Source organism: Solibacillus sp. iso_87 (genome assembly GCF_056173085.1).
In genome coordinates, this window is record NZ_CM149656.1 from 3,798,580 (window position 1) to 3,812,182 (window position 13,603).

Consider the following 13,603-nt stretch of genomic DNA (forward strand, 5'->3'; position numbering starts at 1 on the left):
TTATTCCTCTTCGGTTGCCTGTGTTTCTCCCAACAATTCATTCAACTGAAACAAGCCTACGAAATCATTCATAATCGCTTCGGTCGCTTTCAGTTCTCCGGCAATGACAGGATGAATCGATTTCAACTCCGCAGACTCCAGCTGTTGTTTCAATGTTGAACGCTTCATTTCGAGTTGGCGGTAAAACTCCAGTGCACGCCCGCGACGGAATGTTTGGGCACCCTTTGAACGGCGATTACCATGTTCTCCTTCTCCCCGATGTCTCCCTCTACCTTCTGATCTCATATTTTTCCCCCACTCTTTTTGAATACTATTGTATACCAATGTATACAAAAATACTACTCTAAACAAAGTATTCAGGAGAAGTACTTTTCTCAAACCCTTTTATTTTGTTTGTCCATAAAATATCGTTACTATGAAAAAAACAGTTTCATTAAAGGGGTACATAAAATGAAAAACGTGACGAGCGATATTATACAATTTAGAGGTTCGCATTATGAGTTTGGTATATATCAGGGAGAGCTTTTAAAGAATTCTCCTCTTCTTTCTAATAGAGAAGAACTTTATAAAAAACTGGATCATAGATTTTCTATAGATAAAACATATGTTAAACAACTTTTAGCCCGTTTCGGCCCAGGAATTGAAGAGGAAATCGAAGGCCTCGCTTATGCTCTTGGTTATAAGGTAGAACAGGCTTTACTTCATTATGGCGGCTATTATGCTGCACAGAAAAAAAGCGGTTGTTCTATTACGACAACCTCTTCTTATATGATCCGCAACTATGACAATGACCCCAAAAGCTATGATGGGCGTTTTGTGTTATATGAACCAACAGACGGTGGCTACTCGACACTCGGGCCTTCCATGCAAGTTACAGGGCGTATGGATGGAATGAATGAAAAAGGACTCGTCGTAGGTTATAACTTTGTAAATACGAAAAACAGTGCGGATGGTTTTGTATGCAATATGATCGGGCGTCTGTTACTGGAGCGTTGTGCAACTGTTGAAGAGGGGATTTCATTATTAAAAGATCTTCCCCATAAGCATTCATTTAATTATGTATTACTAGATGCCAAGCAAACGATGGTGGCAGTAGAAGCATCTCCGCGCAATGTGGCTGTTCGGGATGCAACAGCCTGCACGAATCACTTTAAAGTCCTGAAAGAAGAAAACCGTTATCGAACGGAAGATTCCTTGGCGCGTGAACACATTATTTCGAATGCCCAGGCAAATCCGCTTACTTTTGAAAATGCATTTAAATTAATGAACGGTATCGAAAATGGGGTCTTTGCGACTAAATACGGAGCATGGGATGGTACACTTCATACAGTTGGCTATGTACCAGCTGAAGGAAAATGCATTTTTGCTTTAGGCGGAGATGCGTTGCCTGTAGTAATTGATTTTAAATCGTGGCTAAGTGGAACTCATTTGCCTCTTTCAAAAATTAAAGGAAAACTTCATGCGACAAGTGGCTTTGCGAATGAATAAAGAAAAAACCCTTTCTTGGAAAAATTCCAAGAAAGGGTTTTTTAATTTCGCAAAATAGTAATCGTAAAGATTAACGTTTTGAGAACTGAGGTGCACGACGAGCGCCGCGTAGACCTGGTTTTTTACGCTCTTTCATACGTGAATCACGAGTTAATAGACCCGCTGATTTTAAAGCTGGGCGGAAGTCTGGATCAACTTGTAATAATGCACGTGCGATACCGTGACGGATTGCTCCAGCTTGACCTGTGAATCCACCACCGTTTACGTTAACGTGAACGTCATATGAACCTTTAGTTTCTGTAGCTACTAATGGTTGGTTGATAATTAAGTGTAAAGTTTCGTATGGTAGGTAATCTGCAACATCACGGTTGTTGATTACTACTTTACCTTCGCCTGGTACTAAACGTACGCGAGCAGTTGAGCTTTTACGGCGACCTGTGCCGATGTATTGTACTTGTGCCAAAGTTATTTCCTCCTATTATAGTTTATTGATTAACCACGTAACTCGTAAGCTTCTGGTTTTTGTGCAGCATGTGGATGTTCAGAACCAGTGTAAACGTTCAATTTAGAGAACATTTGACGACCTAAAGAGTTCTTTGGAAGCATACCTTTAATTGCTAACTCAAGCATTTGAGTTGGGTATTTTTCCTTCATTTCACCAGCTGTACGTTGTTTTAAACCACCAGCGAATTGAGTGTGACGGTAGTAAATTTTCTTTTGTAATTTGTTACCTGTTAACTCAATTTTATCAGCGTTGATGATGATCACATGATCTCCTGTATCAACGTTTGGTGTGAAAGTTGGTTTATGTTTACCGCGTAAGATAGAAGCTACTTCAGAAGCTAAACGACCTAACGTTTGGCCTTCTGCGTCAACTACTAACCATTTACGTTCTACTTCTTGACCTTTAGCCATGAAAGTTGTGCGCATGTTTGTATCCTCCTAATCGATATGAATTACCGTTATTTTTCATTATATACACTTTATAAGTTTCGGGGCTTATTTTTGTGGTGGTAATGAAAATACCATACATCATCATATACTGGATCGCGTTTAAAGTCAAGATATTTAATTGAACACCTGGAGAGGTTGTTAACCCTTTTCACAAGCCGATTTCTCTAGGATTTTATAGAGAAAAGGAAAACTTTTTCAAAAAAAAATCATAAATCTTGATAAAAAACTTGTTCTAAATATAGACCATGTGCTGGTGCTGTTTTACCTGCTTGTGCACGGTCCATCGAAGTGATCGTCTTTTCCAGTGACGATGCTTCCCTTCGACCGATGCCAACTTCCCACAATGTCCCTGCAATGATCCGGACCATATTATATAAAAAGCCATTGCCGCTGATGGTCATATGCAGTTCTTCCCCATGCCAGGCAAGCTCCAGTGCTTCAACCGTACGCACTTTATCGACAACACTCGTATTTGCCGCGCAAAAGCAGCTGAAGTCATGTGTCCCGACAATTGCTTGTGCTGCTTCACGCATTACCTCTAAATTCGGCTTCACTCCACCTGTCTCCACTGTATAATGCCTTCTAAACGGGCTTTGAACAGCGCTACAATCCCAAATATACCGGTAACGCTTGCCTGATACATCATAGCGTGCATGAAAGTCTTCCCTTACTTGCTCCATATGAAGTACACGAATATCACGCGGCAATTGAACATTTAATGCCTTTTGAAATTTTTCAGGTGGAATTGCTAGAGCTGTATCAAAATGTATAACCTGACCAGTTGCATGGACACGCGCATCGGTACGGCCGCTCGCTGTAATTTTAACGTGTGTCCCTTTTTGCATAGCTGTTAATACTTTTTCGATTTCAAGCTGTACTGTACGCTCACCCGGCTGCACCTGATAGCCGGCAAAACCGGTACCGTCATAGCTAATCGTTGCTTTTAATCTCAACATATCTTTACTCCTCTAACTGCGCAGCATCCATAACAGGACGCCCAATAATACAAGTACGACTAAAATAACCGTATCTCTTCCCATCCACTTTAACTGACGGTATTTCGTACGCCCTTCGCCTCCGCGGTAGCCTCGCACTTCCATCGCAGTCGCTAAATCTTCTGCACGTTTAAATGCACTGACAAAGAGCGGTACCAGCAATGGCACAACTGCCTTAAGACGATCTTTAATTGGTCCTGCACTTAAATCCGAACCGCGGGCCATCTGCGCTTTCATAATTTTATCCGTCTCATCCATTAATGTTGGAATGAAACGTAAAGAAATCGACATCATTAATGCAAGCTCATGAACAGGCAGCTTTAACTTTTTAAACGGGTTTAGCAGTACTTCCAGACCGTCCGTAATTGAAATAGGGGAAGTAGTTAACGTTAAGATCGATGTCATAAATACAAGCATTAAAAAGCGCATTGATATGAACATCCCTTGTCGTAAACCTTCTTCATATATTTTCATAAAGCCAAGATCTACTAATACAGGTCCTTCCCTCGTCATAAACAAATGCAAAATCAAAGTGAAGAGCATTAAAAATATGACGGGTTTTAAGCCGTTGATTAAAAAATATAGGCGGATTTTCGACAGTAAAATAACGAGTAATGTAAACGCCAAAAGCAGCGCATAGGTAACTACATTATTGGCAAAAAAGACTACGATAATAAATGCAAAAACAAAAAGCAGCTTTGAACGCGGATCTAACTTATGCACAAATGAATTGCCTGGTATATAGCGACCAAAAATCATTTTTTCCATCATTGCTGTTCACGCCCCTTTGGAATTGCCTGTCCAATTTCTACGGCAAGCTCTTCTTCAGTTAAGCATACTTTCGCTAATGGTTTCCCCATCATCTTCTCGACCTGATGCTGAAAGCGAACAATACGTGGCGGCTCCAGACGGAATTGGGCAAGAGTTTGACGATCGCTGAAAATAGTACGCGGATCTCCAGTCAACACACAGCGACCTTCATGCATAATGGCAACCGCATCCGCATAGCGTGCCGCATCTTCCATACTATGTGTAACAAGTATCGTTGTTAAACCGCGCTCTTTATGTAGCTTATAAAATAAGTCCATAATTTCCTTTTGGCCACGTGGATCAAGACCCGCTGTTGGCTCATCCAAAACGATTACTTCAGGATCCATTGCCAATACCCCCGCAATGGCGACACGGCGCATTTGGCCACCAGATAGGTCAAATGGGGATTTATCCAATATTTCTTCAGGTAACCCTACTAATGAGATCAGCTCACGCGCCCGCTTTTCCGCTTCTTCTTCAGACACCCCAAAATTCGTCGGACCAAACATAATATCCTTTAATACAGTCTCCTCAAAAAGCTGGTGCTCAGGAAACTGAAACACGATACCTACCTTTTGACGTACTGCTTTTAAGTCTTTTGCCTTTTTTCCTGCTTCAATCATTCGGTCCCCGATTTTTACGTTACCGCTCGAAGGTTTTAATAATCCGTTAAAGTGAAGGAGGATTGTGGATTTTCCTGAACCTGTATGTCCGATAATCGCCTGAAATGTTCCACTTTTAATTGTTAAGTCAACCTCATGTAAAGCTTGTTTTTCAAATGGAGTGCCTTTTGCATAGGCATAGCTTACTTGTTGAAGTTGGATGTCCATAAGTCATTCACCAGCTCTTCTTCTGTCATATGTTGTCCTACAAGATGTACACCTTGTGCTTGCAGCAGCTTCGTCATTTTCATCGCAAACGGCATATCCAAACCAAACTGTACAAGATCATCTCCCAATGCAAAAATCTCTTCAGGCGTTCCTTCTGCGTATTTTTTACCGGCATTCATAAAAATAATACGGTCTGCCAGTAAAGATTCTTCAAGATCATGTGTTATCGCCAGTACCGTAAGACCAATTTCTTTCCGTAGTGCTTCCACGATTGTTAACACTTCTTCACGGCCTTGAGGATCCAGCATAGATGTTGCTTCGTCCAATATTAATATTTGCGGATGCATTGCCAATGCCCCAGCAATAGCAACACGCTGCTTCTGTCCGCCTGATAAATGATGTGGCTCGTGGTTGATAAAGTCTTCCATCTTCACTTGTCTGAGTGCATTATGCACACGTTTAACCATCTCTTCATGCGGAACACCATTGTTTTCGAGCGAGAAGGCAACATCATCCTGCACAGTAGCCCCTACAAACTGATTGTCCGGATTTTGAAAGACAATACCAATCTGCGAACGAATATCCCATATATTCTCTTCTGTGAGGATTTCACGTTTAATACGGATTTCCCCTTGCTGTGGCATTAGTAATCCACTCATCAATTTAGCCATTGTCGATTTTCCGGAGCCGTTATGACCGACAATCGTAATCCATTCCCCTTTATTAATGACAAAGGAAACATCCTCTACCGCATTGCGTGTATGAGGCTCTTCCGGTGTATAGGAGTAGGTTACTTGATTAAATGATAAAATTTCACTCATACGCAGCTAATCTCCCCTCTGCTTCGCTATAGTATGACATATTATTAGTTAACTTGAATTTCCCAGGAAATGATACCTATATAAAAATAAAGCACGTTTTCAAACAAGTTTTGCGCGAACGGCCACCTATTTAAACGTACTTTATGTTTGCATATGTATAGGGAATTTAGGGGCTCAACCCTGCATTCCATAAATAAAAAAGCGCGCACCTCATTCAGAGAAATGCGCTTGTCGTTACATTTACAAAATTTACGGGTGCTCAAGCCCGAAAATTCGTTGAATGAGGTGCGGAGAGCTAAACGAGACGCCAGTATTTACTACCCCGCTCATCATAACGCTCAGCTTAATTATGTCGTATAAATCAATTTGTTTATATAAAAAAGGGGTGCGGGTTCAACCGGTGAACCGGACACCCCTTTTCCACCTGTATGTTATTAAGAATTAAACTAATTCGATAATTACTACTGGTGCGCCGTCTCCACGACGAGGACCTACTTTAAGAATACGAGTGTAACCACCTTGACGCTCCGCATAACGAGGTGCGATATCGTCAAATAATTTTTGAAGTGCGAAAACAGTTTTTTCTTCTTCGCCTTCTCCAACTGTTACTAGCTCACGACGGATGAATGCTGCTGCCTGACGACGAGCGTGTAAATCTCCGCGTTTACCTAAAGTAATCATTTTCTCAACAGCTTTACGAGTTTCTTTAGCGCGCGCTTCAGTAGTTTCGATGCGCTCGTTGATGATTAAATCAGTAGCTAAGTCGCGTAATAATGCTTTACGTTGAGAACTTGTACGACCAAGTTTTCTGTAACCCATGGACGTTTCCCTCCTTTTAAATATATCTGATCTAGCTAAATTTTATAATTTTTCGCTTAGTCTTCTTTACGCAATCCTAAACCAAGCTCTTCTAACTTATGCTTAACTTCTTCAAGAGACTTACGACCAAGATTACGTACTTTCATCATATCGTCTTCTGACTTGTTAGCTAATTCTAGTACCGTATTGATACCAGCACGCTTCAAGCAGTTATAAGAACGAACAGAAAGATCAAGTTCTTCGATAGTCATCTCTAATACTTTTTCTTTTTGGTCTTCTTCTTTTTCGACCATGATTTCAGCAGTTTGTGCCTCGTTCGTCATGCCAACGAAGATATTTAAGTGTTCAGTTAAAATTTTCGCTCCAAGTGAAATCGCCTCTTTAGGACCGATGCTTCCATCTGTCCATACATCAAGTGATAACTTGTCGTAGTCAGAATTTTGTCCAACACGAGTGTTCTCTACTTGGAAGTTGACGCGTGAAACTGGAGTGTAAATAGAGTCGATCGGGATCACGCCGATAGGAAGATCCTCACGTTTGTTTTGATCAGCAGGAGTATAACCACGGCCACGTTGTGCGTACATACGCATACGTAAATGACCGTTCTTAGCGATTGTTGCGATATATAGATCTGGGTTTAAAATTTCTACATCACTGTCATGTGTAATGTCAGCTGCAGTAACCGTTCCGTCACCTTTTACATCAATCTCAATAACTTTTTCTTCGTCAGAGTAGATTTTTAAAGCTAGCTTTTTCACGTTTAAGATAATCGAAGCGACATCTTCTACAACGCCTTCTACAGTTGAGAATTCGTGTAATACGCCGTCAATTTGAATTGACGTAACAGCAGCTCCAGGTAATGAAGACAGAAGGATACGACGTAGAGAATTCCCCAAAGTATTACCATAACCGCGTTCAAGCGGTTCTACAACAAACTTGCCGTATTTGGCATCTTCGCTAATCTCCACTGTTTCAATCTTTGGTTTTTCAATTTCGATCATTCCAATTTACCCTCCTTCAAAACATCTAATGTATAGGTTCTTATCATCATAGTTGTTAATCTGAGTTAGACTATAAAATGCACAAGACTTTTGTACAAAGTAACATGATGTACGTAGAAGTAATTATACTTCTAAGCTGCACCCATTACACACGACGACGTTTTGGCGGACGGCAACCGTTATGAGGAACTGGAGTAACGTCTTTAATAGCAGTTACTTCTAATCCAGCAGCTTGAAGTGCACGTACTGCAGCTTCACGACCTGAACCAGGACCTTTAACTGTTACTTCAATGTTTTTTAAACCATGTTCCATTGAAGTTTTTGCAGCTGTTTCAGCAGCCATTTGAGCTGCGAATGGAGTTGATTTACGTGAACCACGGAAACCTAAAGCACCAGCTGAAGACCAAGATAATGCGTTACCTTGCATATCAGTGATCGTTACGATTGTATTGTTGAATGTAGAACGGATGTGAGCAACACCAGATTCGATGTTCTTTTTCACACGACGTTTACGAGTTTGTTGTTTACGAGCCATGTTAAGAAGGAACCTCCTTTACTTAATTATTTTTTCTTGTTCGCTACAGTCTTACGTGGACCTTTACGCGTACGCGCATTGTTTTTCGTATTTTGACCACGAACAGGTAAACCACGACGGTGACGGATACCACGGTTTGAAGCGATTTCCATTAAACGTTTGATGTTTAAAGAAACTTCACGACGTAAGTCACCTTCAGTTTTGTATGAATCTAATTGTTCACGAATTTGGTTTAATTGATCTTCTGTTAAGTCTTTAACGCGAGTATTTTCGTCAATACCTGCACCTGCTAATACTTTTTGAGAAGTAGTTTTACCAATACCGTAAATGTATGTTAATGAAATTACAACGCGTTTGTCGCGAGGAATATCAACACCAGCAATACGTGCCATTCGTTAGTGCACCTCCTTGATTAATTATCCTTGTTTTTGTTTGTGTTTAGGATTTTCACAGATTACCATTACTTTACCGCGTCGGCGAATTACTTTACATTTTTCGCAGATCGGTTTCACAGATGGTCTCACTTTCATCTAACCTAACCTCCTTAATAGTCCGGAGTGCAAAAGATTATTTAAAACGGTATGTGATACGACCGCGAGTTAAATCATAAGGAGATAACTCAATAGTAACCTTATCTCCAGGTAGGATACGGATAAAGTGCATACGGATCTTTCCAGATACGTGTGCAAGCACAGTGTGCCCATTTTCTAATTCTACCTTAAACATCGCGTTTGGCAAAGTCTCAACAACTGTCCCTTCGACTTCAATTACATCGTCTTTCGCCATCTTCTCGACTCCCTTCTATATGCTTATATCAAAAAACTCATGCGAGCTCTTGCAACTGTTTCTCCTAATTAAGAAGCAACTCGTTTCAACATATGGTTTGGATTGCATGAGAGATGTAGAATAAGACGCTCGTCTGGTTTCGCTTCACACAATCCATGGAAACAGTATCCTATAAGGAACCGCATCCTTATGTTAACACGATAGCCGGAATGTCTTGATGAGAGATTCATACCCGTTACACAGATGCTTCCACGAAACCCATTATACGTTACAAAGATGTCATCACACTAATTAAGTGCTCAACCTTTATAGTATATACCGGGCACAATATGCTTTTGCAACTCTCAAAAAATTATGTTTCGTTGTTGCCTCCGCATGACTACCGCGGAAGCTGTCTAGCGCCCGGACGGATATCAGCTGCGGCTGCCCTGCAATAGAGCATCAAGATCAGCAAATACTTTAGAAATTTCTTGCTGTCCATTAATATTTGTAAGTACTCCCTTTGCTTCATAGAAATCAAGTAAAGGTTGTGCTTGGTTCATATTTACTTCCAGACGGTTTGTAACAGTTTCAGGATTATCATCTGCACGCGTGTATAACTCGCCGCCATCCTTATCACAAATGCCCTCCACTTTTGGTGGGTTGAACACTAAATGATATGATGTACCACAAGTCTTACAAATACGACGACCACTTAAACGTGCGATTAACTCTTCTTTTTCAACTTGAACATTAATTGTATGCTCAACTGGGCGCCCTAATTCTTCAAGGATGCTATCTAAAGCTTCAGCTTGAGGAACTGTACGCGGGAATCCGTCTAATAAGAAACCTTTTTCGCAGTCTGGTTGTGAAAGACGTTCACGAACAATACCAATCGTTACTTCATCAGGTACTAATGCACCTTGATCCATAAATGATTTGGCCTGTAAACCTAATTCTGTACCTTCTTTAATAGCGGCACGGAACATATCGCCTGTAGAAATATGAGGGATTGCGTACTTCTCAACAATTTTGTCAGCCTGAGTACCTTTACCGGCACCTGGAAGACCCATTAAAACGATATTCATACGTAATACTCCCCTTTATAGCATAAGCCGGTAAGGAAACGAGAATGTTTCCTAAACCTGCATTATTTCATAAAGCCTTTATAATGACGCTTCACTAATTGAGACTCTAACTGTTTCATCGTTTCAAGTGCAACACCGACTACGATAATCATACTTGTTCCCCCGATTTGAGCCGAAGCTGGCAGGTTCATAAAGTTAATGAATAAAATCGGCATTACTGAAATAACTACTAAGAATAAAGCACCAACTAATGTCAAACGATAAAGAACTTTTGTTAAGTAAGCTTGAGTGTCATTACCTGGGCGGATACCCGGGATATAAGCACCTTGCTTTTTCAAGTTGTCTGCCACATTTTCCGGATTCACCTGAATGAATGCATAGAAGTATGTGAAGGCGACAATTAAAGCAACATAGATTAACATACCAACAGGTTTAGTATAGTCAAACGTGTTCGTAATAAACGCTGTTACATTATTATCTCCAAAGAATGTTGCTAAAGTTTGAGGTGTAACAATAAACGCAATTGCAAAGATTACCGGAATAACCCCTGCAGCATTTACTTTTAACGGTAAATGCGTTTGCTGTGCACCAACTTTAGGTGAATTCCCAGCAACTCGTTTTGCATATTGGATTGGAATTTTACGCAACGCTTGTTGAATATAAATAACTCCAACGACAACAGCAAGCAGCACTAGAACTAATAGAACTAAAATGGCAATATTGATAAACAATTGATCGCCGGCTCCATCAATTTGTTGTGCATAGATTTGGTTTACTGCGTTAGGAATCGCAGCTACGATACCAGCAAAGATAATGATAGAAATACCATTACCAACACCATATGCAGTAATTTGTTCAGATAACCACAATAGGAATGCTGTACCTGCAGTTAATACGATTGAAATCGTTAAGTATGATTGAATACTAGTATCAGTAATCAATGATCCGCCATAAAATTGGTTAAATCCAAAGCTCATTGCGAAAGATTGAATGAATGCTAATACAATCGTAAAGTAACGAGTGAATTGAGCCAACTTGCGTCGACCTACATCACCTTGTTTCGCCCATTCTGCAAACTTAGGAACAACATCCATTTGAAGTAACTGGACAATAATTGAGGCTGTGATGTACGGCATAATCCCCATCGCAAAGATCGAGAAGTTTGCCAATGCACCACCGCCAAACGTATTAAGGAAACCTACTAAGCTGAACTCATCAGTTGCCTTTAATACATCTGCGTTAACATTTGGTACCGGGATGAATGTCCCGAGACGAAAAATGATTAACATTAAAAGTGTGAAGATGATTTTATTTCGTATATCTCGAACGCGCATAAAGTTAGAGATTGTCTGAAACATTAGATCACCTCAGTTGTTCCGCCAGCGTTCTCAATTGCTTCTTTTGCAGAAGCTGAGAATTTGTGAGCCTTAACATTAAGCTTAACACTTAACGTTCCATGACCTAGAATTTTGATTCCAGCTTTTTCGTTGCTCACGATACCAGTTTCTAATAATAATGCAGGTGTTACTTCTGCACCATCTTCAAAACGGTTTAACGCGTCAAGGTTAACGATAGCGTATTCTTTACGGTTAATGTTCGTAAAGCCACGTTTAGGTAAACGACGGAAAAGTGGGTTTTGACCCCCCTCAAATCCTGGGCGAACGCCGCCGCCAGAACGAGCGTTTTGACCTTTATGACCTTTACCAGAAGTTTTACCGTTACCAGAACCGATACCACGACCAACGCGGTTACGTACTTTACGTGAACCTTCTGCTGGTTTTAACTCATGAAGTTTCATTTGGGTGGCACCTCCTTGTTCGTATAATTGAAATTAAATTTCTTTAACAGTAACTAAGTGAGCTACTTTTGTAATCATACCGCGGATCGCAGCGTTATCAGCTTGTTCCACAGTTTGGTTTAATTTACGTAATCCTAAAGCCTCAACAACTTTACGTTGGTTAGGTTTAGTACCGATGACAGATTTATTAAGGGTGATTTGTAATTTAGCCATTATAATTCCCCCCCTTATCCTAATAACTCTTCCACTGATTTACCGCGTAGTTTTGCAACTTCTTCTACACGTTTTAATTCAGTTAAACCTGCTACAGTTGCACGCACCATGTTGATTGGTGTGTTTGAACCAAGAGATTTTGAAAGAATATCAGTAATACCAGCTAGTTCAAGTACGGCACGTACTGGACCACCAGCGATAACTCCTGTACCAGGAGCTGCAGGTTTGATTAAGATTGAACCTGCACCGAAGCGACCTTGCACTAAGTGTGGAGTAGTTCCACCCACGCGTGGTACTTCGATTAAGTTTTTCTTCGCGTCTTCAACAGCCTTACGGATTGCATCTGGAACCTCTTGTGCTTTACCAGTACCAAATCCTACATGACCATTTTTATCTCCTACTACTACTAGAGCAGAGAAGCGGAAGCGACGACCACCTTTAACAACTTTAGCAACACGGTTAATTGTAACTACGCGTTCTTCAAGTTCTAATTTGTTTGCGTCAATGCGACTCATGAAGTATGTCCCTCCTTCTTATTAAAATTCTAAGCCGTTTTCACGTGCAGCTTCTGCTAAAGCTTTTACACGTCCGTGATATAAGTAACCGCTACGGTCAAATACTACTGTAGTAATATTTTTTTCAGCAGCGCGTTTAGCGATTGTTTCACCGATTTTAGCAGCAGCTTCTACGTTTGCGCCCATACCTTCGAAAGCTTTTTCTTGAGTATTAGCAGAAACTAAAGTTACGCCAGCTACGTCATCGATTAGTTGTGCATAAATGTTCTTGTTAGAACGGAATACGTTTAAACGTGGACGTTGTGCAGTACCCGAAATTTTAGAACGAACACGCCCATGACGTTTTTTACGAACTTGATTTTTATCTTGTTTCGTAATCACAGTGGTCACTCCTTTCAAAATTTAATGCGGTTTTACGCCGCATTATTTACCTGTTTTACCTTCTTTACGGCGAACGAATTCACCTTCGTAACGGATCCCTTTACCTTTATACGGCTCTGGTGGACGTACGTCACGGATGTTAGATGCTAATGCACCAACACGCTCTTTAGAAATACCTTTAACGATGATCTTCGTGTTCGAAGGAACTTCGACCTCTAAACCTTGCTCAGGTGTAAACTCAACTGGGTGAGAGTAACCAACGTTTAGTACAAGCTTAGTACCTTGTAACTGTGCACGGTAACCTACACCAACAAGTTCTAGAGTACGAGTGAAGCCTTCAGAAACACCTGTTACCATGTTAGCTAGTAACGCACGAGTTGTACCGTGGTTTGTACGGTGTTCTTTAGATTCAGAAGGACGAACAACTGAAAGTGTGTTGCCTTCTTGCTCGATTTTCATATCTTGGTTAAATTGACGAGTTAATTCGCCTTTAGGACCTTTAACAGTAACAACGTTGTCAGCAGCGACTTCGATTGTTACGCCAGCAGGTACCTCGATAACTTTTTTACCTACGCGAGACATTTATATTG

Annotated in this window: 21 protein-coding genes; 1 reads left to right on the top strand and 20 read right to left on the bottom strand. The window is 40.7% G+C overall.

The genetic code is table 11. The annotated features are described in order from the left end of the window. The gene (locus AC0VXV_RS19395; RefSeq protein ID WP_475529747.1) at positions 1-285 is read right to left on the bottom strand and encodes a 2-keto-3-deoxygluconate kinase; all 285 of its coding nucleotides are present in this window, start codon (positions 283-285) and stop codon (positions 1-3) included. A gap of 165 nt (positions 286-450) precedes the next feature. Between AC0VXV_RS19395 and AC0VXV_RS19400 the strand changes: the two genes are divergently transcribed. After that, the gene (locus tag AC0VXV_RS19400) at positions 451-1,488 is read left to right on the top strand and encodes a C45 family autoproteolytic acyltransferase/hydolase (RefSeq protein WP_475529748.1); all 1,038 of its coding nucleotides are present in this window, start codon (positions 451-453) and stop codon (positions 1,486-1,488) included. Positions 1,489-1,558: 70 nt separating this feature from the next. Here AC0VXV_RS19400 and rpsI read toward each other — a convergent pair whose 3' ends face one another. From rpsI to rplF, 19 genes are all read right to left on the bottom strand, one after another. Next, positions 1,559-1,951 carry a 30S ribosomal protein S9 gene (gene rpsI, locus AC0VXV_RS19405; RefSeq protein WP_008406708.1) on the bottom strand — a complete coding sequence of 131 codons (393 nt, stop codon included), beginning with the start codon at positions 1,949-1,951 and terminating at the stop codon, positions 1,559-1,561. A gap of 29 nt (positions 1,952-1,980) precedes the next feature. Further along, complete coding sequence (rplM, locus tag AC0VXV_RS19410) at positions 1,981-2,418, bottom strand: 50S ribosomal protein L13 (protein WP_008406709.1); 438 nt, start codon at positions 2,416-2,418, stop codon at positions 1,981-1,983. Positions 2,419-2,648: 230 nt separating this feature from the next. Continuing rightward, on the bottom strand, positions 2,649-3,398 hold the full coding sequence (gene truA / locus AC0VXV_RS19415) for a tRNA pseudouridine(38-40) synthase TruA (RefSeq protein ID WP_475529749.1): 750 nt from the start codon (positions 3,396-3,398) through the stop codon (positions 2,649-2,651). Between the two features lie 12 nt (positions 3,399-3,410). Next, positions 3,411-4,208, bottom strand: coding sequence for an energy-coupling factor transporter transmembrane component T family protein (locus AC0VXV_RS19420; protein ID WP_475529750.1), 798 nt, complete (start codon positions 4,206-4,208; stop codon positions 3,411-3,413). After that, positions 4,205-5,077 (bottom strand): energy-coupling factor ABC transporter ATP-binding protein, encoded by an 873-nt coding sequence (locus AC0VXV_RS19425; RefSeq protein WP_475529751.1) that lies wholly within the window; start codon positions 5,075-5,077, stop codon positions 4,205-4,207. The genes AC0VXV_RS19420 and AC0VXV_RS19425 overlap by 4 nt, the downstream gene beginning before the upstream one ends. After that, positions 5,053-5,898 (bottom strand): energy-coupling factor ABC transporter ATP-binding protein, encoded by an 846-nt coding sequence (locus AC0VXV_RS19430; RefSeq protein WP_475529752.1) that lies wholly within the window; start codon positions 5,896-5,898, stop codon positions 5,053-5,055. The genes AC0VXV_RS19425 and AC0VXV_RS19430 overlap by 25 nt, the downstream gene beginning before the upstream one ends. 441 nt (positions 5,899-6,339) lie before the next feature. Then, complete coding sequence (gene rplQ / locus AC0VXV_RS19435) at positions 6,340-6,717, bottom strand: 50S ribosomal protein L17 (protein ID WP_108714263.1); 378 nt, start codon at positions 6,715-6,717, stop codon at positions 6,340-6,342. A gap of 56 nt (positions 6,718-6,773) precedes the next feature. Next, positions 6,774-7,718 carry a DNA-directed RNA polymerase subunit alpha gene (locus AC0VXV_RS19440; protein ID WP_008406717.1) on the bottom strand — a complete coding sequence of 315 codons (945 nt, stop codon included), beginning with the start codon at positions 7,716-7,718 and terminating at the stop codon, positions 6,774-6,776. 145 nt (positions 7,719-7,863) lie between these two features. Then, positions 7,864-8,253 carry a 30S ribosomal protein S11 gene (gene rpsK, locus AC0VXV_RS19445; protein WP_008406718.1) on the bottom strand — a complete coding sequence of 130 codons (390 nt, stop codon included), beginning with the start codon at positions 8,251-8,253 and terminating at the stop codon, positions 7,864-7,866. 26 nt (positions 8,254-8,279) lie between these two features. Then, positions 8,280-8,645, bottom strand: a complete 366-nt coding sequence (gene rpsM / locus AC0VXV_RS19450) for a 30S ribosomal protein S13 (protein ID WP_008406720.1) — start codon at positions 8,643-8,645, stop codon at positions 8,280-8,282. A 24-nt stretch (positions 8,646-8,669) separates the two neighbouring features. Beyond that, positions 8,670-8,783 carry a 50S ribosomal protein L36 gene (rpmJ, locus tag AC0VXV_RS19455; protein WP_000868344.1) on the bottom strand — a complete coding sequence of 38 codons (114 nt, stop codon included), beginning with the start codon at positions 8,781-8,783 and terminating at the stop codon, positions 8,670-8,672. 37 nt (positions 8,784-8,820) lie between these two features. Next, the gene (gene infA / locus AC0VXV_RS19460) at positions 8,821-9,039 is read right to left on the bottom strand and encodes a translation initiation factor IF-1 (RefSeq protein WP_016839390.1); all 219 of its coding nucleotides are present in this window, start codon (positions 9,037-9,039) and stop codon (positions 8,821-8,823) included. A 413-nt stretch (positions 9,040-9,452) separates the two neighbouring features. Beyond that, complete coding sequence (locus AC0VXV_RS19465; RefSeq protein WP_475529753.1) at positions 9,453-10,106, bottom strand: adenylate kinase; 654 nt, start codon at positions 10,104-10,106, stop codon at positions 9,453-9,455. 62 nt (positions 10,107-10,168) lie between these two features. Next, positions 10,169-11,464, bottom strand: coding sequence for a preprotein translocase subunit SecY (gene secY, locus AC0VXV_RS19470; protein WP_350478628.1), 1,296 nt, complete (start codon positions 11,462-11,464; stop codon positions 10,169-10,171). Next, complete coding sequence (rplO, locus tag AC0VXV_RS19475) at positions 11,464-11,904, bottom strand: 50S ribosomal protein L15 (RefSeq protein ID WP_008406935.1); 441 nt, start codon at positions 11,902-11,904, stop codon at positions 11,464-11,466. Before rplO ends, secY begins: the two co-directional genes overlap by 1 nt. 33 nt (positions 11,905-11,937) lie before the next feature. Beyond that, a complete protein-coding gene (gene rpmD, locus AC0VXV_RS19480) occupies positions 11,938-12,117 on the bottom strand; it encodes a 50S ribosomal protein L30 (RefSeq protein ID WP_008406936.1) in 180 nt (59 codons plus the stop codon). Between the two features lie 14 nt (positions 12,118-12,131). Beyond that, complete coding sequence (gene rpsE, locus AC0VXV_RS19485; RefSeq protein ID WP_008406937.1) at positions 12,132-12,632, bottom strand: 30S ribosomal protein S5; 501 nt, start codon at positions 12,630-12,632, stop codon at positions 12,132-12,134. A gap of 21 nt (positions 12,633-12,653) precedes the next feature. Continuing rightward, on the bottom strand, positions 12,654-13,013 hold the full coding sequence (gene rplR, locus AC0VXV_RS19490) for a 50S ribosomal protein L18 (RefSeq protein ID WP_008406944.1): 360 nt from the start codon (positions 13,011-13,013) through the stop codon (positions 12,654-12,656). Between the two features lie 42 nt (positions 13,014-13,055). Beyond that, complete coding sequence (rplF, locus tag AC0VXV_RS19495; RefSeq protein WP_079523479.1) at positions 13,056-13,595, bottom strand: 50S ribosomal protein L6; 540 nt, start codon at positions 13,593-13,595, stop codon at positions 13,056-13,058. Positions 13,596-13,603 lie beyond the last annotated feature (8 nt).

Excerpts from the sequence above, each read along its gene's own strand:
- rpmD (WP_008406936.1), bottom strand. The coding sequence starts at position 12,117 with ATGGCTAAATTACAAATCACCCTTAATAAATCTGTCATCGGTACTAAA.
- rplF (WP_079523479.1), bottom strand. The coding sequence starts at position 13,595 with ATGTCTCGCGTAGGTAAAAAAGTTATCGAGGTACCTGCTGGCGTAACA.
- rplO (WP_008406935.1), bottom strand. The coding sequence starts at position 11,904 with ATGAAACTTCATGAGTTAAAACCAGCAGAAGGTTCACGTAAAGTACGT.
- truA (WP_475529749.1), bottom strand. The coding sequence starts at position 3,398 with ATGTTGAGATTAAAAGCAACGATTAGCTATGACGGTACCGGTTTTGCC.
- AC0VXV_RS19420 (WP_475529750.1), bottom strand. The coding sequence starts at position 4,208 with ATGATGGAAAAAATGATTTTTGGTCGCTATATACCAGGCAATTCATTT.
- rpsE (WP_008406937.1), bottom strand. The coding sequence starts at position 12,632 with ATGAGTCGCATTGACGCAAACAAATTAGAACTTGAAGAACGCGTAGTT.
- AC0VXV_RS19425 (WP_475529751.1), bottom strand. The coding sequence starts at position 5,077 with ATGGACATCCAACTTCAACAAGTAAGCTATGCCTATGCAAAAGGCACT.
- AC0VXV_RS19400 (WP_475529748.1), top strand. The coding sequence starts at position 451 with ATGAAAAACGTGACGAGCGATATTATACAATTTAGAGGTTCGCATTAT.
- rpsM (WP_008406720.1), bottom strand. The coding sequence starts at position 8,645 with ATGGCACGTATTGCTGGTGTTGATATTCCTCGCGACAAACGCGTTGTA.
- infA (WP_016839390.1), bottom strand. The coding sequence starts at position 9,039 with ATGGCGAAAGACGATGTAATTGAAGTCGAAGGGACAGTTGTTGAGACT.
- AC0VXV_RS19440 (WP_008406717.1), bottom strand. The coding sequence starts at position 7,718 with ATGATCGAAATTGAAAAACCAAAGATTGAAACAGTGGAGATTAGCGAA.
- rplQ (WP_108714263.1), bottom strand. The coding sequence starts at position 6,717 with ATGGGTTACAGAAAACTTGGTCGTACAAGTTCTCAACGTAAAGCATTA.
- rplM (WP_008406709.1), bottom strand. The coding sequence starts at position 2,418 with ATGCGCACAACTTTCATGGCTAAAGGTCAAGAAGTAGAACGTAAATGG.
- rpmJ (WP_000868344.1), bottom strand. The coding sequence starts at position 8,783 with ATGAAAGTGAGACCATCTGTGAAACCGATCTGCGAAAAATGTAAAGTA.
- secY (WP_350478628.1), bottom strand. The coding sequence starts at position 11,464 with ATGTTTCAGACAATCTCTAACTTTATGCGCGTTCGAGATATACGAAAT.
- AC0VXV_RS19395 (WP_475529747.1), bottom strand. The coding sequence starts at position 285 with ATGAGATCAGAAGGTAGAGGGAGACATCGGGGAGAAGGAGAACATGGT.
- AC0VXV_RS19465 (WP_475529753.1), bottom strand. The coding sequence starts at position 10,106 with ATGAATATCGTTTTAATGGGTCTTCCAGGTGCCGGTAAAGGTACTCAG.
- rpsK (WP_008406718.1), bottom strand. The coding sequence starts at position 8,253 with ATGGCTCGTAAACAACAAACTCGTAAACGTCGTGTGAAAAAGAACATC.
- AC0VXV_RS19430 (WP_475529752.1), bottom strand. The coding sequence starts at position 5,898 with ATGAGTGAAATTTTATCATTTAATCAAGTAACCTACTCCTATACACCG.